17 protein-coding genes are annotated in these 20,572 nt (G+C 56.7%); 11 read left to right on the top strand and 6 right to left on the bottom strand.

The window, feature by feature from the left end:
* Positions 1-880: 880 nt before the first annotated feature.
* Positions 881-1,510: a TetR/AcrR family transcriptional regulator gene (locus tag AC13RC_RS25335; RefSeq protein WP_488558829.1), complete on the bottom strand. Its 630-nt coding sequence runs from the start codon at positions 1,508-1,510 to the stop codon at positions 881-883.
* A 306-nt stretch (positions 1,511-1,816) separates the two neighbouring features.
* Complete coding sequence (locus tag AC13RC_RS25330) at positions 1,817-2,746, bottom strand: LysR family transcriptional regulator (RefSeq protein ID WP_488558828.1); 930 nt, start codon at positions 2,744-2,746, stop codon at positions 1,817-1,819.
* 277 nt (positions 2,747-3,023) lie between these two features.
* Here AC13RC_RS25330 and AC13RC_RS25325 point away from each other — a divergent pair, with 277 nt between their 5' ends.
* From AC13RC_RS25325 to AC13RC_RS25300, 6 genes are all read left to right on the top strand, one after another.
* Positions 3,024-3,635: an FMN-dependent NADH-azoreductase gene (locus tag AC13RC_RS25325; protein WP_488558827.1), complete on the top strand. Its 612-nt coding sequence runs from the start codon at positions 3,024-3,026 to the stop codon at positions 3,633-3,635.
* Positions 3,636-3,748: 113 nt separating this feature from the next.
* The gene (locus AC13RC_RS25320; RefSeq protein WP_488558826.1) at positions 3,749-4,369 is read left to right on the top strand and encodes a YceI family protein; all 621 of its coding nucleotides are present in this window, start codon (positions 3,749-3,751) and stop codon (positions 4,367-4,369) included.
* A gap of 4 nt (positions 4,370-4,373) precedes the next feature.
* A complete protein-coding gene (locus AC13RC_RS25315) occupies positions 4,374-4,982 on the top strand; it encodes a cytochrome b (protein ID WP_488558825.1) in 609 nt (202 codons plus the stop codon).
* Positions 4,979-5,557, top strand: coding sequence for a YceI family protein (locus AC13RC_RS25310; protein ID WP_488558824.1), 579 nt, complete (start codon positions 4,979-4,981; stop codon positions 5,555-5,557). Before AC13RC_RS25315 ends, AC13RC_RS25310 begins: the two co-directional genes overlap by 4 nt.
* A gap of 179 nt (positions 5,558-5,736) precedes the next feature.
* The gene (locus AC13RC_RS25305) at positions 5,737-6,828 is read left to right on the top strand and encodes a type IV toxin-antitoxin system AbiEi family antitoxin (protein WP_488558823.1); all 1,092 of its coding nucleotides are present in this window, start codon (positions 5,737-5,739) and stop codon (positions 6,826-6,828) included.
* 1 nt (position 6,829) lies between these two features.
* Positions 6,830-7,717 (top strand): antitoxin, encoded by an 888-nt coding sequence (locus tag AC13RC_RS25300; RefSeq protein ID WP_488558822.1) that lies wholly within the window; start codon positions 6,830-6,832, stop codon positions 7,715-7,717.
* 74 nt (positions 7,718-7,791) lie between these two features.
* Here AC13RC_RS25300 and AC13RC_RS25295 read toward each other — a convergent pair whose 3' ends face one another.
* Positions 7,792-8,556: an IclR family transcriptional regulator gene (locus AC13RC_RS25295; RefSeq protein WP_488558821.1), complete on the bottom strand. Its 765-nt coding sequence runs from the start codon at positions 8,554-8,556 to the stop codon at positions 7,792-7,794.
* 308 nt (positions 8,557-8,864) lie between these two features.
* On the opposite strand from AC13RC_RS25295, the gene AC13RC_RS25290 reads away from it, so the two are divergent.
* From AC13RC_RS25290 to AC13RC_RS25275, 4 genes are all read left to right on the top strand, one after another.
* Positions 8,865-10,964 (top strand): FUSC family protein, encoded by a 2,100-nt coding sequence (locus AC13RC_RS25290; RefSeq protein ID WP_488558820.1) that lies wholly within the window; start codon positions 8,865-8,867, stop codon positions 10,962-10,964.
* Positions 10,961-11,170 carry a DUF1656 domain-containing protein gene (locus AC13RC_RS25285; protein WP_488558819.1) on the top strand — a complete coding sequence of 70 codons (210 nt, stop codon included), beginning with the start codon at positions 10,961-10,963 and terminating at the stop codon, positions 11,168-11,170. The genes AC13RC_RS25290 and AC13RC_RS25285 overlap by 4 nt, the downstream gene beginning before the upstream one ends.
* Positions 11,167-12,036, top strand: a complete 870-nt coding sequence (locus AC13RC_RS25280; protein WP_488558818.1) for an efflux RND transporter periplasmic adaptor subunit — start codon at positions 11,167-11,169, stop codon at positions 12,034-12,036. Before AC13RC_RS25285 ends, AC13RC_RS25280 begins: the two co-directional genes overlap by 4 nt.
* Before the next feature lie 299 nt (positions 12,037-12,335).
* Positions 12,336-14,147 carry a methyl-accepting chemotaxis protein gene (locus tag AC13RC_RS25275; protein ID WP_488558817.1) on the top strand — a complete coding sequence of 604 codons (1,812 nt, stop codon included), beginning with the start codon at positions 12,336-12,338 and terminating at the stop codon, positions 14,145-14,147.
* Positions 14,148-14,362: 215 nt separating this feature from the next.
* Here the strand turns inward: AC13RC_RS25275 and AC13RC_RS25270 are convergent, their stop codons facing one another.
* The 3 genes from AC13RC_RS25270 to AC13RC_RS25260 are packed head-to-tail and all read right to left on the bottom strand — an operon-like array spanning position 14,363 to position 18,045.
* Positions 14,363-15,199 (bottom strand): hypothetical protein, encoded by an 837-nt coding sequence (locus AC13RC_RS25270; protein WP_488558816.1) that lies wholly within the window; start codon positions 15,197-15,199, stop codon positions 14,363-14,365.
* A 6-nt stretch (positions 15,200-15,205) separates the two neighbouring features.
* Positions 15,206-17,059 carry a glycoside hydrolase family 25 protein gene (locus AC13RC_RS25265; protein WP_488558815.1) on the bottom strand — a complete coding sequence of 618 codons (1,854 nt, stop codon included), beginning with the start codon at positions 17,057-17,059 and terminating at the stop codon, positions 15,206-15,208.
* Complete coding sequence (locus AC13RC_RS25260; protein ID WP_488558814.1) at positions 17,056-18,045, bottom strand: GH25 family lysozyme; 990 nt, start codon at positions 18,043-18,045, stop codon at positions 17,056-17,058. Before AC13RC_RS25260 ends, AC13RC_RS25265 begins: the two co-directional genes overlap by 4 nt.
* A 188-nt stretch (positions 18,046-18,233) precedes the next feature.
* On the opposite strand from AC13RC_RS25260, the gene AC13RC_RS25255 reads away from it, so the two are divergent.
* Positions 18,234-20,342 carry a caspase family protein gene (locus tag AC13RC_RS25255; RefSeq protein ID WP_488558813.1) on the top strand — a complete coding sequence of 703 codons (2,109 nt, stop codon included), beginning with the start codon at positions 18,234-18,236 and terminating at the stop codon, positions 20,340-20,342.
* Positions 20,343-20,572: the final 230 nt, after the last annotated feature.

The raw sequence follows: 20,572 nt of genomic DNA, 5'->3' as shown, positions 1-20,572 counted from the left end.
ACTCGATCACTGGGATCAAGCATGCCGTAAACGTAGACTTGCTTATGAACGGGCGATCCGTACCGGCTGAAATGTGCCGATTTGCGTGATTGCGCGATCTCCATCGCATGAAGGATATCGGACGCCATCGTGCCGCCGCCGATCGCATCGAAGGCAAGAGTGGCGTTCGTCTGTTCGATCGCCTCAAGCAATCGGGCAGGGAAGTCGTTCCACGCGGAACTCACGACATGGGTGGCGCCCGCCTCTTGAAGCAGCACCACTTGCTCGTCACTGCGAACGATGTTGACGAGCGGAATGCCATCGGCCACGCATAGGCGGTTGAGCATCTGACCAAGGCTGGATGCGGCTGCCGTATGAACAATTGCGGAATGTCCTTCGCGTTTCATGGTGTCGACCATGCAAAGAGCGGTCATTGGGTTGATCGATGCGGACGCACCATCCCGAGGGGCCAATCCGGTTGGCAGCACGACACAATCGCTTAGCTTTGTCGTGCGATATTCGGCAAACATGCGGTCTCGTAGGGCGACCGAGCGGCCTAACAGATGCTCGGCCCCGGCCCCGGCCTGGACGACGACGCCGGCGCCTTCATTGCCAACCGCGAGGGGTTGATCAAGCCTTGCGGCCACGCTCGCCAACTTTTCCGTTGGGACTTTGGCCCTGACGAGCGCCTTCCCGTCTCGTTCCAGAAACTCAAAGGAGGCGGGATCCGCAGGACCGAACATCACAAGGAGATCTGCCGGGTTGATTGGCGCAGCGTCGATCCGCACCAGTACCTCGCCAGCCTCCGGAAGGGTCGCCTCTTGTGTGATTAAAGCGAGTTCCAACCAGGCGTCCGACGTGATGGTCGAGCGCAGTTCCATTCCTGAAAGGGTTTCAGCCATTATCTTGATGCTCTCAAATTTGGGGTTTTTGCCAGGCCGTCCAAGAGAAGAGTGATGACTAAGTCGGCCAACTTGGCTTCCGGCAACCTTGTCTCCGCTTTCCGATCGACCATGAGCGAAGCTAGGCCATGCAGCGCCGCCCATACGGTCAGATGTACGGCTTCCAATCCTTCTTCATCGTCCGCGTCGAACGAAAATACAGCCGCCGCCCCACCGCGCTTTAAGAGGCCGACCAACACCGTCTTTGCCTCCGCACCGGCTTCTATCGTAACATCCGGCCTTTGGTGAGGTCCGTCCGCAAGCATCGGGCCGAACATCAAACGATAAAGAGCCGGGTTGCCGTTTGCAAAACGGACATAGGCATTGGCCAGGCGGAACAGCGCCTGTTCTGGGTCCGCCTCGCCAGCTATCGCTTTAGAAAGATGCTGTTGCAAGAGCCGGAAGCCACTTGCAGCGACCTCCGCCAGCAGCGCGCGTTTGTCAGGAAAATGATTATACGGCGCATTATGCGACACGCCGGCACGCCGCGCAACTTCCCGCAGGGAGAACTCCCATGCCTGCTCTTCGGTGACGATTTCAATCGCTGCATTCACGAGCGCGTGGCGCAGGTCGCGATGATGATAAGCCAAGACGATCCTTTGAATATGGACACTGTCAATATAAGCCGCAGATGGACAGTGTCAACATCGGGAATTTTACCTGATCAGCCGGCCGTCGATTTCGTCACCCACTGAAAAAGGGATTGCATGCGCCTCGACATTATCCCCTAGAAAACCCGCGTGAACCGCCAATCGCGGACGCAAATATCAGAGCATACCTGCGTCAGGGCGGAGAGGCCGCAGGGTCCGAAGGAATGGGCAGTAATCCTACGGCTGACAAACGGCCAGACGCCCTTCCCGTGGCCCATTGCGCACGCCAGACAATGCCTGACAAATCTATTCAGCAGCAACGGCAGAAATCTCTCCCTTGGCGTTCAGAGACCTTTTCATGCGTTCAATTATCCATCTTCCCGCCGGACCCGGTGGATGTGTTTCGCGATAGATGGCGTGGATCGGCAGGGCAATCCCACCATAGGGCACGTCCTCGATGCGTAGCTCAACCAAGCGCCCTACGTCGATATCCTCTTGTACAGCATGCAGCGGCATGCCGCCCCAACCAAGTCCGCTGAGAATGAAGGCATGCTTCGCTGATAGATCGGCCAGTCGCCAGGTGACAGGTGACATAATACCGGATTCGCGACCCTCGGAGAGGTCGGTCCGATCCGTCAAAACCAGCTGGGTATGCCGCGCCAACTCTTCAGCTGGAATTACACCGTGTAGTTTGGCAAGCGGATGATCCGAAGCCGCCACCATGGCAAAGGCGATTTCAGCGACTTGCTCCTTCGCGATGCCGCTCGGAACGATCGGATGCGACGCCACAAGTCCGACCGTGGCACGACCGTCCAATATTGGCTGGATCGTACCCCCCAGCGCCTCGGTATAAAGCCGCAGCGGCGTGTTTGGAAACATTGCTTTGAATTCTCGCGCAGCTTGAGCGATCTCTGTGAGCGGGAGAAATACATCGACAACGACCGACAGCTCCGCTTCCAGACCTCCCGCAATGCCTTTCGCGCGCGCTTTCAAGCCATCGACGGCAGAGATCGCCGCGCGGGCATCGACAAGCAAGACATTTCCAGCCGGCGTCAGCTTTGGATACCGACCATTTCTGTCAAACAGCGGCACGCCTATGAACGCCTCCAGGTTCGCTACTGCGCCGCTGACAGCAGATTGCGTCCGAAACACCTTTCGCGCAGCAGCCGAAAAGCTACCCTCCTCGACTGCGGCCAGGAACATTCGAAGCTGGTCAAGTGATACTCCGTCGAGCATTTTTACCTCACATGATCTGTACTAGCTGACCGAGGAAACCCGATGCAACTCCATCCTGGGAAGCATCTGACCGCGGCGACACGTCAGATCCGTGCAAGGGCACTGGCATCCATCCTTCCATCCGATCTCCCAGTTTTATTGATACTATATCCCAGAACATCTCGGCTTTCCAGGGAGGAGGCGATGTGACAGCTTCGCCGTCATGTTTCACCTCTTGAAAAAATTCCTCGCAAAAAAGTCATCAGCTCCGCCCGGAAACCAGAAGGACCCAGTCCACATGAACATCCTCCACATCGACTCGAGTATTCTCGGCGGCTACTCCGTCAGCCGTTCGCTCTCGTCAGCCGTCGTCACGCGCCAGAAGGAACTTCACGCAGGCGCCCACGTGATCTATCGCGACCTGGTTGTAGACGCCGGTTTGCATCTGTCCGACAGGCACATGGCGGCTTTGCAGGGTGGACAGGTAACCGATCCGGGCCTCGGCGCAGATCTTGCGGCCGGCAGTGCTTATATCGATGATCTCTTTGCAGCCGACGTCATTGTGATCGGGGCACCCATGTACAACTTCTCTGTCCCAAGCCAGCTCAAAGGCTGGATCGATCGCGTCTGCGTCGCCGGTCGGACCTTCCAATACGGGGCGAACGGCCCCGAAGGGCTCATCCCTCAGGGCAAGAAGGTCTACATCGCCTCATCGCGCGGCGGCGTCTACACCGGCGACAGCCCGGCGGCGGCCCTTGAGCACCACGAAACCTATCTGCGCGGTGTACTTGCCTTCATCGGTCTCACCGACGTGACGGTCATTCGCGCCGAGGGCCTGGCAATGGGCGAGGAGGCAAAGGCAGCCGCCATCGCCAACGCAAACGCCCAGATCGCCCAACTCGCAGCCTGAGCCAATAAAAACGCGACCCAGTGTACCGTTCGCCATCGAGGGCGATCTAACCCGTCCTCGGTGGTCCCCCTCCTGGCGTTAAGGACGGCCGCAATCACATTAAGGAACCCAGCATGAAGAACTACCTCCTCGCCGCCACCGCGACAGGCTGCCTCGTCGCATCGCTTACATCTGGCGCTATGGCCGAGCAGACAGTCTCGAAAAATCCGAAAGAGGTGAAGACGGGCGCATACGCCGTCGAACCGGCACATACGCAGGTGATTTTCTCCATATCCCATTTCGGGTTCACCGACTTTTCGGGCTTTTTCTCCGGAGCTTCTGGATCGCTTGCCCTCGACGCCCAAAAGCCTTCCTCTGCCAAGCTCGACGTTACCATCCCCGTTGATACGATCCTCACAACCGTCCCGGCGCTGACGGAGGAGCTTAAGGGTGCGAACTGGCTCGACGCCGCCAAGTACCCGAACGCGAGGTTCGTATCGACCACCATGACGAAATCCGGCGAAGACTCGGCGACAATCGTCGGCGACTTGACACTGCATGGTGTGACGAAGCCGGTGACGCTGAAGGCTCATCTCGTTGGAGCGGGTACCAGTCCGGTCGACAAGTCGACCACCGTCGGCTTCGAGGCGACCGGCGCGTTCAAGCGTGGCGACTTTGGAATCACGCAGGCGCTTCCGGTTCTGGCAGACAACATCACATTGCGCATCGCCGGCGCGTTCGTTCAACAGCCTTAAACCGATGAGCCGCCGGACCAGCAGCCGCTATACGACGGTCGCCATCATCCTTCACTGGGTTATGGCTCTCGGAATCGCGGCCCTTGCGATCATGGGACTGGTGATGGTCCATGGGAAACTGGATCCCATGCGCCTGTTCCAGATCTATCAACTCCATAAATCCATCGGGATAACGGTACTGCTGGCTGCGGTGCTCCGCCTGATCTGGCGGCTTACACATCAGCCACCAGATCTTCCTTCGGAGATGCCAAGGCTCGAAAAGGCCGCTGCCCATGGCGGACACGTCATGCTTTATCTCTTCCTATTCGGTCTGCCCCTGACGGGATGGGCAATGGTGTCGAGTTCCGTATTCGCGATCCCGACCGTGCTGTTTGGCCTCGTTCCTTGGCCAGAGCTTCCAATGTTCTCGGCGCTCGCCGACAAGGCTCCTGTCGAAGCCGCACTCAAGGTCGTCCACGCCTACGCGGCATACGCGCTCATCGCTCTTGTAAGTGTGCATGCGGTCGCAGCGCTTCGCCATCATTTCATCATCAGGGATGACGTGCTCCTCCGGATGCTTCCAGATAGGACCGAAAGGAGACTGAACGCCCGCACCAAGGACCAGACGTCATGAAAGCGTTGCTAAAATGGCCTACAGCCGTTGTGGCTGCAGCCATAGTGGTCTCCGCAGCGACTGCCAATGCCGAGGCGCCGACATGGAAAGTTGACGCAGGCAAGAGCACCCTAAGCTTTTCGGGCCAGCAGACGGGCGCATCCTTCAAAGGCACATTCTCCCGCTTCGACGCAGCAATTGGCTTCGATCCTTCTCACCCAGAGGGAGCCAAAATAAAGATCACCGTCGACCTCTCGAGCGTCTCGACCGGAGACCCACAACGCGACGCCACTCTCCCGGGTGCCGACTGGCTTGACGTTGCTAACTCATCAACGGCGACTTTCGAGACGACGTCCGTGACCGGCAAAGGTGGTGACTCTTTCGAGGCGGCGGGAAATCTGACCCTCAAGGGCGTCACCAAGCCGGTGGTCTTGCCATTCACGGTCAAGATCGACTCTTCAATCGCCCACGCCGTTGGCCACGCAGACATTGTCAGGACCGAATTCGGCGTCGGCCGGGGGCCATGGAATTCAGGTCAATACGTTGCCCTTCCGGTCGGCATCGACTTTGACATCGTTGCCACCAAGGAAAATTGACGTCGCATCGGGTGACGCTCTCCGGGAGAGGCCTGGAATTCTATCCGATGGGCAGGACGCCCCGGGGCTAGCAGCCCGGGAGTCGTTTCACTTATTTTCACTGCACAGTGAAAATTGCCGTGACATTGAAGATTGGGTGATTTATTGAATTTTCACTGCGCAGTGAAAAAGGTAAAAAAATGGAGTTAAGCGAGCGAGACCACGCGCGAAGAGCAATAGACGCCCTCGTTGAAACGCTTGAGAAACTGCCCCAGGTATCGGTCTCCCATTTTGAAGTCGAGCCGCGTCTCAGCCGCCACTTAATCGACGCTACAGTGGAAGCCGAAGTCGCCGGCAAAGACATTGTCTTGCTCGTCGAGTGCAAGTCGGTCGTATATCCGCGTGATGTCCGAGAGGCGATGTGGCGCCTCCTGGCTGCCAAGAAGGACGCCGAAGAACAGGGCATGAAGACTGTCGTCCCGGTTCTCGCAGCGAGCTCGATATCGGTCGGCGCCCGCCAGTTGCTTCGAGAGGAGGAGGTCGGGTACTTCGACGACGGCGGAAGCCTCTTTGTCCCAGCGCCAGGCGCATATCTCTATGTCGAGCGGCCCGTCCCGAAGTCTGGGGAGCGAACGATTGGATCCCTGTTTACAGGAAAGCGCTCCCAGATCTTACATGCCCTTATCCTGGATCACGGAGACTGGTTCGGCGTCAGCGAACTGGCGGAGCGGGCGCAGGTATCGTTCGGAACCGCTTCAGAAACACTAAGCGCGTTGGAGCGCCTAGAATGGGTGTCTGCTCGCGGCCAGGGTCCAAACAAAGAGCGCCGCCTGTTGGACACCACCTCATTGCTCGACAGCTGGGCGCGGCATGTGGAAGAGGGGTCGCGGATTAAACGGCGGCGCTTCTACGTTCCCGGAAAAGGTGCCGACGCCATTGCAAACAAGCTTGAAGCCGAGTGCGGGGCTCTTGGCGCCGAGTATGTGCTTACCCAAGACAAGGCGGCACAGGAATATTCGCCTTACCTTTCATCTATCAATCGCATAGCTTGCCGTATGGCGCCCGGCGAAAAGACCGACATCGTTCTGGAGCATCTTGATGTCAGAGCTGTCACGGAGGGTGCAAATCTCGACGTGATTGAGACGCCTTCCCGATCTGAGTTTCTTTTCAAAGAGAAACGGGCGGGTCTTTGGCTTGCGAGCCCCCTGCAGGTCTATCTGGACCTCTTGCGAGGCGAGGGGCGATCAAAGGATATGGCCGAACACCTTAGAAAAGAAGTTTTAGGAGTCTAAGATGACGAAACCGTCGACCGCCGAGGGATACAGCAATCAGGTCACCGAGAACTGCGAACGGGTCCTGGTCACGCTTCTTCGCGGGTTGGGGCCATGGCGCGACTCCATCTTCCTGGTGGGCGGTTTGACGCCTCGCTATCTTATCGAGAAGAAGCCTCCCGAAATTCCGGCGCACGCTGGAACCGGCGATGTTGACGTCGTCATCCAGCTCCAGATGCTCAACGAGACAGAGGCGTACCACAGTCTTGAAGACAATTTCAAAAAGCTTGGATTGACCCGCGGCACAAACACGAAAGGGCAGTCTGTTTCTTGGCGCTGGGAGATCAGTACTGGTGGTACGAAGGTTGCAATCGAACTCCTTGCCGATGATCCTGACAAGTCAGGCGGCAAGGTCGTTGAATTGCCCACGGAAGGCAGCGTATCGGCCATGAACATCCCGCATTCGGCAATTGTCTTCGATCATCATAAAACGCGAAAGATCTCGGCCGAACTTCTCGGGGACGATGGCGTTGCGACGGTCGACCTCCACTATGCTGACCTGGTAGCGTTCGCATGCCTGAAGGCCTATGCTTTCAATCAGCGAGCTGAGCGAAAAGACGCTCACGACCTCGTCTACTGCATCGAGCATTATGATGGTGGCGTCGATGCAGCCGCAGACGAATTCATCAAAGCGCTTGAAGGCAAACACAAGGAGGTTATCGTCGAAAGCCTGGCCTTGTTGGCCCAGCACTTCGTTGATGACGAGCGCACCGAAGGCTTCAACAAGGACGGTGCTGTCGCAGTGGCAAAATTCGAATTGGGGGGAGACACCGATCGCGACACCCGTATTCTCCGGCAGCGTGAGGTTTCCGATCTCGTATCTACCCTCCTGAAGAAAATTGGCGTCTGACGGCTAAAATAACCAGCCCGGCCCGGTAGGCGCCTGAACCGCGGACGCCTCAGCGAAACCCTATCGCGGTCCGATCAAACACAATAGTGAGATATCTCCTGTGCGGCCGCGGTCAAAAGTGGAGCAAGGTTTTTGGCACGTTCGTCCGGCAACCTCTCATTGACTGCGGTTAATGCAACAGCGAGGTAAGGGCGCCCGGCTCTCGATGGAATCGGCGCTGCGATGCCTGAGACTCCGGGCCAGACGATATCGCGGCAGAGACAGAACCCTGTTGTGCGCACTTGAACAAGTTGATCCTCGATCAGCTTCAACCGATGGCGTGCCTCGACGCTGTCGGCGTCAAGCCGCGCAGTCTCGTTTGCCATCAAGCAATTCGCGACGTCTTCGGCGGGATCCCAAGCCAGTAAAGCGATTCCGCTGAATGTCGATCCCATCGGGACGACTTGGCCAACGTCAACGACCTGGGCTCTTATCGGATAGCTGCCGTCAGCTCTCACGAGATACCGGATAGCATCAGATTGTCGTATTCCGACGCAAATCGTATCACCTGTCTTCTCGGCAAGCCGCCGCGCTACCGCCTCGACCGCTGCGGGCTGAAGGATGGGTGAGGGTGCAGCCAGTCCGAGCGGATATAGCATCGTGCCGAGGGCATATCGGCGGCCATCGACATAGCGGACATATCCGACATCGGCCAAATCTTGCAGGATACGGTGTATCGAAGGTCGGGCGATCTCGGTTTCTTTTGCCAGATCGACCAACCGAGCGCCGTCGCTGCCACGCCGGGCTATTGCCGACAGGATCGCTGCAACCCTCTTGATGACTTGCCCTTGTCCGTCCATTGGTCCACTCATCCGGAATCCCTGCCAAAAAGGTCCACTCAACGAACTATCGCAGGAAATTGCAAGCCTGCAAACAATTGAATTCAACATCTCAGTTGACTCGAAGCAGTGTCTTCGATGTGTGTTGACCGGAATTCGCGGGCGAACTCACGCATCTTGTATAGTCCATCTAATGGAATTTAGCATGCAGCAAAGTATGAAAAAAGCGATCCGGACTCCTGGGCCGCGGCTGTTGCGAGGATCCCTCTGCGCTACCGAGACTGAAGAGCCACACTCCGTGTCGGCCGCGCTGAGGAAAGACGTCGACAATGGTCAATGACGGTAGGTGGTTTGGGCTCCGTGCTGCAGATGTATTCTTCTCGATCAAGACATTTGCAGCGGCCGCTTTAGCGCTGCTGATCGCGTTTCGCTTTGATCTCCCCAATCCCTATTGGGCGCTGACGACCGTCTACATCGTCGCTCATCCCCTGGCCGGCGCCAGTACGTCAAAGGCGGTCTATCGAGTACTCGGCACAGTCGCAGGCGGCGCGATGACGCTGATCCTTGTGCCGAACCTTTTCACATCGCCCGAACTCCTCACACTCGCGATCTCGCTATGGGTGGGAGCATGCCTGGCGCTCAGCTTGCTTGACCGCACACCGCGCAGCTACAGTTTCATGCTTGCCGGTTATACGACGGCGCTGACGAGTTTTCCGATCGTCGATAGCCCGGACACGGCTTTTACCTACGCCACTTCCAGGGTGATTGAGATTGCCGTCGGCATCATATGCGCGGCTATCATCAACCGTCTTATCTTTCCCCGCCACGTCGGGTCCGAATTATCGGACCGAACTGACAAATGGCTCCGCGACGGAGCTGGGTTGTTCCTCGACGTCTTGCGACGCGAGAAGAACGAGCACCTGGCCTCGAGCAAACGACGCCTGGCTGCCGACGCCGTCGAACTTCGATCTCTCATCATGCATGTTTTCTACGACGCCTCGAAACACAAAGAGTTGGTCGGTTTTTCGAGAACACTTCAGAATACGATGGTGGCATCTCTGCCCATCGCTTCCGGCTTGCATGATGCACTTGCCGCCCTATCACGTGCGGCGGGTGATAGGCCCATGCCCGCACTGGAAGCGCTCCTCCTGGGACTCTCGGAATGGCTTTCCACCCGACAGCCGCTTGACGGTGAGAGGAAGGGCGCGCTCAGAGAACTGACTTCGGCGGCGCAGAATGAAGCAACCTCGGCGTCCCCGTGGAGCGCAATGCTCATGGATGCCGTGGCGGCCCGCATTGACGACTTGACCCAGATCTGGAGCGATTGCCTCGACCTCCACAAAACGATCGTTTCTGGAAAGCGGGGCAGTTTCGAGGGAGTGCGCTTCGTCGATCAGCGGCTGCTCATCCCATCGAGCCATCGTGATTTTAAAATGGCGGCTTTTTCGGGATTCGCGGCCGCTCTGGCGACTATGCTGGCGACGGCGATCTGGATTTCTACCGCATGGCCGAGCGGCGCCGGCGCGCCGGTGATTGCTGGGATTGTTACCTGCTTCTTTGCAGCAGCCGACAACGCTGTGCCGATCATCAAGAAATTTCTCATACTGACCCTCATCGCTCTGGTGGCATCCTTCGTCTTTCAATTCGCACTCGTCCCGTTCATTGACGGCTTCCTCCCTCTCATTTGTGCACTGGGGCTCCTGTTCTTGCCGCTAGGCTACCTCATGGCAAAGCCTTCGACCTTTCTCATCGGGATGGGGATTGCCACGAATATCCCGAGCATGCTGTCGCTGCGGGCAACACCGAGCTTGGATTTTGAGAACTTTGCCAACGGCAATATCGCGACCCTGATCGGGATTTTTGTCGCGTTTCTGGTAGCAGCGCTGGTCAGGGGCGTCAGCGCCGAGTGGAGCGCTATTCGGCTTCTGCGCGCCGGTTGGAAGGATGTCACGATGTCCGCGACCGGCCCCAACAGATCCGTTGGAAATGGCCTGGTTCACCGAATGGTCGACCGGCTCGGGCTGCTTGCGCCTCGGCTGACAACTTTGCCGGCCCATTCCGCCGCCGCTCGAAACGACATCTTGAAAGACCTGCGTAACGGTCTGAACACAATGGAATTGCAGCGCCAGAGGCCGCATCTCTCCCATGCAAGTCGTCTCGTCGTCGACGATGTCCTTTCGGCCGTCGCGAGCTTCTATCAAAAGAAGCAGCGGCAAAGCGATACTCTGCCGGGTGCTGATCTGCTGTGTACCCTCGACCGCTCCCTGACGATTCTCGGTGAGGGCGGGCAGTCAGGCGTCGACAAGTCAAGGCGAGCGCTAACTGCCCTGCGATACAATCTGTTCCCCTTGGCAGCCAGCTTCGGTGCGAACGAAAACCGGATGCCAACAAGAGCCGATGCCGTCGTTCTCAAGGAGCCCGCCGCATGAACCCCGACGTGAATATATATGGCGTGTACATCCCGACGCTGAGCGTGATCGCGCTCGGCTGCTTCTTCCTCAACGCGTTATTGAAGCGGCTGCTTGGCTATATCGGCTTCTATCGCTTCGTTCTCCATCAGCCGTTATTTGATACGGCGATGTACTTTTGCCTGCTCGGCGCCACGACGCTGTCAATCAATCGGATGCTTTCATGACAGCTCTCTTGTCCTTGCTCGGTCGCTTGGCGCTGACCGGCATCGTCGTTGCCTTCGCAGGTGTCCTAGGATGGCATCTGTGGGATTACTACATGAACGATCCCTGGACTCGAGATGGGAAGGTTCGAGCAGATGTTGTCCACGTCGCTGCGGATGTCTCGGGCTTCGTCAGCAGTGTCGAGGTCGGTGACAACCAGACCGTCAAAAAAGGCGATGTCATCTTCCGTATCGACACCGCCCGCTTCGAGCTGGCTCTTCGCCAGGCACGAGCGCAAGTTAAAAGCGCCCAGGCCGCGCTTGAAATGGCAAGAAGCGATCTCGATCTCTACCAGAAGCTCGGAGACGGGACCGTAACGCGCCAAAAGATTCGGCAGGCGGAGACCGCCGTCAACCAAAGCGAGTCGGCGCTCGATCAAGCCATCGTCTCCCGCGATGCCGCGCAGCTCAATCTCGACCGCGCCACGGTCCGAGCGCCGGTCAACGGTATCCTTACAAACTTCTCGCTGCAGCCGGGCAACTATGTCAATGCGGGCGCGACTGTCACGGCGCTGATTGACGATGACTCCTATTATATCGCCGGCTACTTCGAGGAAAATAAACTCGATCGCATCAGGGTTGGTGACACTGCCATCATCAAGCTGATGGGCAGCAAGGACGACCTCAAAGGCCGTGTTGCGGGCGTTGCCGGCGGGATCGAAGACCGGGAGCGCTCGGATACGTCAAGCACCTTCGCGAATGTAACGCCAACCTTTGCCTGGGTACGGCTTGCCCAACGTGTGCCGGTCCGCGTCGTGTTGGATCAGGTCCCCAATGACACTAGATTGGTCGCGGGTCGTACGGCAAGTGTACAGATCATCGATCAGTGAATCCTGGCGCCATTGCTCCACTGTCATTCATGGAGCCCTCAAATAGGTGCACGCGGCGTCGACATGAGCCAAACCTGCAGTGGGCCGGAATCCGCAATTGCACATAGCTTGGGCGGGCTCGCAACTCTGTGGCGGGTGACCCCGCGCGTTCATGCCCCCGTCGATTAACCAAAAAAGAACCATGCCTCTTAAACGGTAATTAGTCTTATCCCCAAATCCTTTCATTCAGAGGCAGCGGAATACTCGACGCCAAGTCATCCGCGGCCGGGGGACAACTCACTTTTTGAAAGTCTAACACCGTGAAAAATCTTCGGATTTCTTACCAGCTCTTTGCGCTGGTTGGCATACTCATGTCTGTATTTGCCGTGTCGACCTACGTTGGCATCCGCTCGCAGTCGAACGCGATATATGAAGAACGTTTCGAGATGCTGCGATCACAGGTCGAGGCGGGCATTTCGATCTTGAAGAAATATGAGCAACGCGAGGAAGCTGGCGAACTGACCCATGAGCAGGCGCTTTCGGAAGCTTTTAAGATGTTGAGCGCGGTCAAATATGACCCTGCCGGTTATCTGTTCGCGGTCGACTATGATGGCAAGTACGTGATCCATCCGAACGCCAAGCTCATCGGCACAAGCGGATGGGATGCGGTCGACAAGCAAGGCACTTTCTATACGCGCGAGTTATTGAAGAAGGGTAGGGCCGGTGGCGGGCGGGTCTACTATTATATCAACAAGCCCGGCCGGCCCCAGGAAGAGGCATCGCAAAAGGGGAGCTACGCGATCGCGTTCGAGCCGTGGAAGATCAACCTTGGGACAGGCGTCTATCTCGATGACCTCCAGGCCAAGATCGATGCCGCGATCCGCGACGCATCGATTGTGTGTGGCCTTATCTTCCTCATTGGAATTGCGGTCGCCGCCTATTGCATTCGCAACATTACGAAGCCTCTCGCCGATATACACTCTGCACTTCAAAATGTGGCTAACGAGGACATCAAAAACCCAGTCCCGCATCTGACGATGCGCAACGAAGTCGGCTTGATGGCGAAAGCGACGGCTGCCCTGCAGGACAAGATCCGCGACCGCCATACATTGGAGCGGCGCCAAAGGGAACAGCAAGAAGAGCTCGATAATGAGCGCCAGCAGAACCTTCACCAGCAGGAGGAGGAAGCCGCCGCCCAACGACATGTTGTCACGACAATCGGCCGAGCGCTCGAGGATATCGCCCGAGGCGACTTGACGGTTCGATGCGCCGATGTTGGCCAGAATTACATCACCCTTCGCAGCAACTTCAACGACGCCATGTCGCAGCTTGAAGTCGCCATGGCTGAGGTCAATATGAAAGGCAACGACATCGGTATCGCCAAGGAAGAAATCCGGCGGGCCTCAAACGAGCTGTCGCAGCGTACGGAGCGCCAGGCCGCAAGCCTGGAGGAAACCTCGGCTGCGCTTGATCAGCTGACTGTCGCGGTTCGACAGACGGCGGAAGGGGCTCGTGAGGCGAGCCAGCGCGTACATGCGGTCAGCAGCGAAGCAAAGCGCAGCGACACGATTGTCTCCGAGGCGATCGCGGCAATGGGCGGCATCGAGAAGTCTGCGGACGAGATTGCAAAAATCATCGTCGTCATCGACGAGATCGCTTTCCAGACCAATCTACTCGCGTTGAACGCCGGAGTCGAGGCTGCACGCGCCGGCGACAGTGGCAAGGGTTTTGCCGTCGTCGCCCAGGAGGTGCGTGAGCTTGCACAGCGTTCGGCCGCGGCAGCAAAGGAGATCAAAGACCAGATCGGCCGATCATCGACCCAAGTTGACCGCGGGGTACAGCTCGTCGGCGAAGCCGGCGAGGCGCTCAAGCGCATTTCGAACCAGATTAACGCCGCCAACGATATTGTGTCGAAGATCGCCCACAGCGCATCCGAGCAGGATACGACACTCCGCTCGATCTCGTCGTCGCTCAATCAGCTCGATGCTGCCACCCAGCAGAACGCGGCTATGGCCGAGGAGACCACCGCGTCAGCGGAAGCTCTTGCAGTCGACACCGAAGCCTTGCTCAACCTTATCCGTCGCTTCCGGGTCGGCAGGCTGGGTGGCGAAGCTTTCCGTCGGGCGGCTTGATCACTCGACGGACAGAGAGCCTATCCGATTGTTGGTCCGTTTGATTACACGAGGCGATGCGATGAGGGTTCCTCCGCAGAGCCTCGTTAATCTCCTATAAAAAGTCTTTAGATGGCGGGGCGACGGGTTGAAGCAGGTAGGCGCGAAACGCTCCTCGACAGCAATTGAGGAACGCGTAGCGCCTCATCGGCGCAATCCGACACGATCTTGCTCGTCTAGTGCGAGCACGCTACGACGCCGGCGCTCTTGCCTTTTTCGAGGGCATTCGCCAAGGCATCAAACATGATGTTGTGGGGTTTCTCCCAAGCATCGACGAGCGCTTGTCGTGACGCAGTGAACCATGCCGGACCTCTCTTTGACGGCGGGCATGAATTTCCTAAGCCATCGATTTTTGGCCCTGGCGCGAACTCGGTATAGATCTCGCGTCGGATACCAGCTGGCCGTGCCACCTGCGCTGTCAATATGGTCGGCTGTTCGATGTCTGATAACGGCGCGAGGTTTTTCCGCTGCACATCAGCGTCGAGATCCTGAGCGGCACCGATCCAAGCGGGGCGCGGCACGGTTATACCGTGCAGGAAAATGAAGTTGTGAGAGCTGTCGTCGCTCCCCCCGCCCGAGCTTCCAGGCTCGATGATGTTTCCGGCGATAGGAAACGAAAGCTGGTTGGAGCACCAGCTGTAGGCCGTGACTTGGGAGAGGCATTTCGGCCCCTTGAATCTGCAAGCGCTATCGATCCAGCCGGCAAGGATAGACGGAGGGATGATGGCAACGCGCGCCCAGCCGTGCAGGCCGCCATTTTCATAGCTGCAATCATGGTAGGGTATCCCCGGATACAGCTTCAAGTCTTTCGCTGGATCAGTGCACTTCCCATTCTCAAAATATCTCGGTCTGGAAAGCTTCTTCGTGAGATACTTCTCCAAGCCATCTAGCGGGTTTCCGTCAGAGATCGCCGCAGCGACCTGCTTGGCTGTTACAGCCTCACAGCTGGCTGCATATCCGTGGCTGACTACACAAAGGCCGATCATGACGGCAATGGCGGAAACCTTCAGCATCTCTGGTCACTTCTTTTCCGGCAATATAGCCGCTTGCAGACCGGCATTCTGGCCGGTGGCGGCGAATGTCGAAAATTGCGTTCTGCTTCCAAAGAACACGTTGTAGTCGACGGGCTTTTCGAACCCGTCAATCTTGCCTTCCTTTGTAATCTGCCAGATCGTCCAAGGGTTGTCGCCGGGATATCCCGGTGCATCGTCATGCAACCGCTCCGCATACCAAAGAGGATATTGGCTGAAGTCGGACTGAAGAATATCGCCGATCCCCTGCCGTGAGGCGTAAATGACCGGTTGTTTTCCGTAGGCTTTCTGCAGCCGAAGCAGGAGGTCCTTCAGATTGGCCCGTACACCGTTGCGGTCAGAAGCGCAGGGGTCGAGCGTTGGTGACCCGGCCTCCTTGTACCACTCCAGATCGACGGTCACAGGCAGCAAGGCTTTGTCCGGTGGAGCAACCTCAAGAAGGTTCTTCACTTGGCTTTCAGCTGGACTGCAGTCAAAGACATGGATCGCCCCGAACGGCAATTCGGCCTTGGCCGCATCAGCACGGTATCGCTGAAAGTTATCGTCCTTCTGGTCAGAGCCAACGCTTGCCCGCTCGTAAAGGAAATTGAGCGCGCCACTTTTAGCGGCAGCGTCGATCTTAGGTACGCCGTCAACCTGGCTAAAATTTGCTCCCCGGATTGAATAGTCTTCCGGCGGTGAGAACACTTTGACACTGGGCTGTCCGATAATGGCCGATCCGGTCGTTTGGAAATCCAGCGCTTGCGGTGGCAGCTCATCGCCTTTGGTGCTCGCCTGCTGCTCTGCTTCCATCGGAGCGAGGAAGAAGAAGGCGCCGTTAAAGGTATCATCGGAAACCAAAGATCCCACGCGGAGCTGTGGAAAATATTGCGTTGGATCGGTGTCCGGGATCTCGAGATCCTCCAACGCTATGTCCATTGCGTCCACGACCTGGCCCAGGCGAACAATGGTCGTACCCAAGACTTTCTGGGGCGCGCCATCCTTGGCCGATATGAACTGGGCTCCGTTCTTATCGATTGCCCGATCGTTGATCGCTTCCAGGAGCTTTTCGAAAAATATTGTTCCCTTGCCATCGGGTGCTCCTCGTGCAAGCTCGTGCGCCTTCGCCGCGGTAACGGCGTGCGACCCGGGCTCTCGCGGATAGCTGAGATTTTCGCCCTTGTTGGTAGAGATCGGGAATATACCGCCCGAGTAGCAGGAACCTATGAGGGCAAGCGTGTGATAGGCTTGGTTGGATATCTTGCGAAGTCGACTTTGCAGATCATCCAGAGAGTAGCTGTGGGATGGATCCGCATCCGCATCGCCCGTGGTCATCGCCAGAGCCAGCGCGCCAGCGTCATTTTGAGATGGCCCTTCCGCACCATGGCCATCGTACATGAAAAGGAATCTTGAGCGGCGATGATAATCCGTCACCTGGGTAAGGAGATATTGCTCAAGAAAAAAGTTGATCGCATCTTTTGTCGCCTCCTCGTCTTTAAGTACGACAATCTCATCAAATCCCTGATTCTTCAGAAACTCGACGATGTTTGGAAGATCTGCCTGAACAGACCTGAGGATGCGCTGTTTCGGATCCGAAAATTTGGGATACTGCGAAACCGAAACCAGGAATGCGAAGCTTCTAACCTCGAGATCGCTGCTATCATCCCGGATATAGGCCTTTATTCGTTTATCGACCGGCGAGCCTGGAGGCTTGTAGACGATAAACTTGTCACAATAAGGAGTGTTTGCGAGCGACTTCGGGCAATCTCCAGCCATCGCGGCCGTGGAATAGGCAAAAGAAAACCCCACCGCCGTGACGGCGCAAAGCTTGGACAAGAAGGCGTGTGCGCGCCCCACTTTCATTTGAGCCCAAACGTCTCGCGGAACTTAGCGTCCGACCCGTAGAATATCGAACTGTCAAAACCGTCGTCCGACAGGTCTGTGATCACCGCACGATCAGTAAATTGCCAAATGACCGTGGTCGTACCTGGAAGGACAGCGGGGGTTTCGTCGAACTTTCGCTTTGGATTGTAGTCAGCAATCCAAATCGGATAATCCTTGAACTCTCCGATCCGCGACAAAGGAATGGTTTTGGACGAGAACCAGGACTTCGCGGTATAAATAATCGGGCGCCGACCGGTGCGGGCCTCAATCTGCTTGAGGCATTCCAAAGTCTTCGCAATGATCTCATCGGCGGAATGGCCAACCCAGCGGTCAGGATTACCCTTCGAAACATCCCATTCCAAATCGACGACTGGAGGAAGGTCACTGGCTTTCAGGCCGCCGTGGAGATTGACATAGTCGACAAAGGCGTTCGCTTGCGCCTTGCCGGATGCGTCCGAGGCAGACGAGAGGAAATGATATGCGCCTCGCGGAATTGCGATGCTCGCCGGCAGGTTGCCAGCGTCCGCCCAAAACTTCTTGAAGAGCTTGTCTTTGGAAGAAACGCCTTGAGTCGCTTTGATATAGATATATCTGACATCCTTCTGCTTCAGAAGGGTCATGTCGAGGTCGGGCTTCGTATAGTGGCTGATGTCGATACCAAAAATGCTGTTCACGCGTGGTGTGTCGTGATTCAACCGATCCTTTCTTGCATCTCTTGGAAACGCGAAATCGGTTGGGATTGCTAAGGTTTCGTTCTTGTTTTCCGGGGCGTCCGGGTTGTAGGCTGGGATCTCATACTCCGCAAACAGCGCCGCTCTGGAATCATCTTCCGATTTGTCGTCGGGAAGATCGGTCCAACTGCTTTCCGTCCTCGTCTCCTCCGCTAAGAGGGCGTGCAACGGAACAATTGCTGTGAAGACGGATGCAACAAGTAGTGCAAGCTTCAGTCGCCACCGTCTTCTCATGCCTACCTCCGAACAAAATCGTTGTTTTTACGCACAACTATACGTTCGCTGGATAACAGCGTTACGACCTAAAGAATGGATATTGGCTTCAATTTTTTATTGTCTTCGGCGGACTATAATACAACTCCTTCGGTAGTAAAGAGAAATTGCTTAACTCCCGTCTATATTTCTCTTATGGATAAAAGCTATTGAATCGTAAGAGATATTGGGCTTTTATCCGTTTGCATTGCGGTTTGACCGTATCGGTATTCGCAATCGACCGGGCAGAGGTCCAACTACTCAGCGGTGTGGAGGGCGGCTTGCGGCGTTTTCATGCTTTCAGCATTGCACTGGTGTCGTGTTTATGGCTTGCTTCAGGCCAAGCCGCAGCGGAGACTTGCAGAGCTCCAGATAAGGCCACGACGCCCGCGCCGAACCCGGCGGATTTCTCCATTCCAGACAAGGATGGCCTCAAATTCACCATCTACGATCACAGCTACGCCCTGTTGATCGGTGAATCGAAGTACAAGCAAAACAGGTTGGACAACGTTCCCGGTGAGCTCGAATCGCTCAAGGCTGCGCTGGAAAGCCAGTCCTTCGATGTCTCGCTCTACCTCGATCTCGACAGTCGGAGCTTCTCAGAAGTTATTGACTGCTTCATCCGCAAAGTCGCTGATGACCGGAAGGCGCGGGTTTTCGTCTATGTAAGCGCTCATGGCGCAACACGCACCGTCACCTTGAGGAACGTCCCGAGAAAGATAGGTTACATCCTCCCGGTCGATGCTCCCTTGAAGACGACCGATCCCGACTTTCTGTCCACTGCGCTCCCTAGCAGTCAGTTCTTGGAATGGGCAAAATGGCTGGAGGTCAAGCACGCACTATTCGTGTTCGACGCCTGTTTCGGAGGTGCAATCTTCGAGAATAAGGGGGCGAACGATGACAGCAATGTCGCGCCCGACTTCATCTATTCCGATTCGGCTCAATCGCCAGTGCGGGCCTTTCTGACAGCTGGTAGCGAAAATCAGGAGGTGCCTAGTCAGAGCCGGTTCCTGAAGCTTCTGATGAGTGCAATTTTGGGCCAGAGCGATGAAGCCGATTCCAATCACGACGGCTACGTGACCTCCGACGAGTTGAACGTTTTTCTCGGGAACAACGCATCGGAAACTCAAACGCCGTCATCCGGCACGCTGGACGACCCGGACTTCAAGAGCGGCAAGTTTTTGTTCAAGCTCCCCACCAAGGCAAAGCCGCTGACCGTCCCAGCCAAGACGGAAACAGCGACGTCGACGTTTTCTCCCATCTTTGTCAGCGCCAATGGAAATGGAAAAAAAGCTCAGCTTTATCAGGTAGAGCAGCTCGTCAGCACGAAAAAGGGGGTCTGCATCGAAAATTGCAGTAACGGCAACGAGTATGCAATCGCCATTTCGGTTCCGAAGGAATTGCCTGCGGGAGCTGTCTTCGACGATCTTGAACTCACTTGTGTTGATGGTTGCAAGCAATATCCAGACATCATCGATGGTCCAGGTCTTTCCGCCGACAAGCGATCGGGCAGCGTTCGGTTCCGGACCAACGAAGATTCTGCTCTCTGGCGGTTGAGGGCGACCGTTGCTGTCAAAGATGAAAAGGCTAATGAAGTGATCGTCGTGAATGCGACCAACAATCAGGTTATCTCCGTCGATGCCAATCAGCTTTCCGTTGCGGCCACGCCAGTCCCGATACAGGCCGACATCGCCGACAAGGTGCACAAGATCGTCCTCGATCTTCAATCGAACGATACGCCGACGCGTCATGCCGCTCGCATCGCGCTCGCGAAGGTGCTTCAGGATGATGATGGCACGTTGGTTGCCCAGTTGGTCCGCGGGACAACAACCGGAAACTACAGATATTTGGTTGGCATCGCAGAAGCCCTCGCGGATATGAAGGATGGATGGAAATCGACGGAGTCGGCCTCCAAGGACATTCTCCTCGCCGCAAAACAACGGGTGAAGGACCCCACGTTGAACACGTCTATCGACAAGGCGATCAAGAATTTCCGCTCGTCCGTCTTTTACGAAGTCGGTCCGGATGGCTGGCTTACGAAGGCAAGCCAGCTGCATCCGCCAAAAATGTCATCGGGCCCCTTGCCCTCGTTCGACAGCCTGCGGCCTGGCCAGATCCTAAAGGCGGACTCGGAGGTTTATCTTCGGGCCGGCCCTGGGGTTAGTTACGGAACATTCGGCGTCTTGGAGCCCGGCGCCTGCGTCCGTATCGTCTCCAAAACGACCGGTGCCAAAACGCCAGGATGGCTGGATGTCGTTTCCGCGAAATGCAGCTCATAGGCTGCGATGACAGGGATACTGTTCGCGTGGCTCGATAAAATGCCCCCTCGCCACCGCGATTGGTCTGGCAATCAGCGCCGTCTATTGGCGCCTAAACAGAGGGTTTGCCTTCTAAGGCCGGGATCAGGAAGATACATGACGAAGTAGAAGACCGATCATCAACCCGTTGACGGGCATGGCTCTTGTCGAAATACGGCTGAGACGAGCCCTCTGCTCCTCCGTCAGGCCAA

This window comes from Martinezella sp. CNPSo 3890, from assembly GCF_057784455.1.
This window is presented reverse-complemented; position numbering and strand designations above follow the sequence as displayed.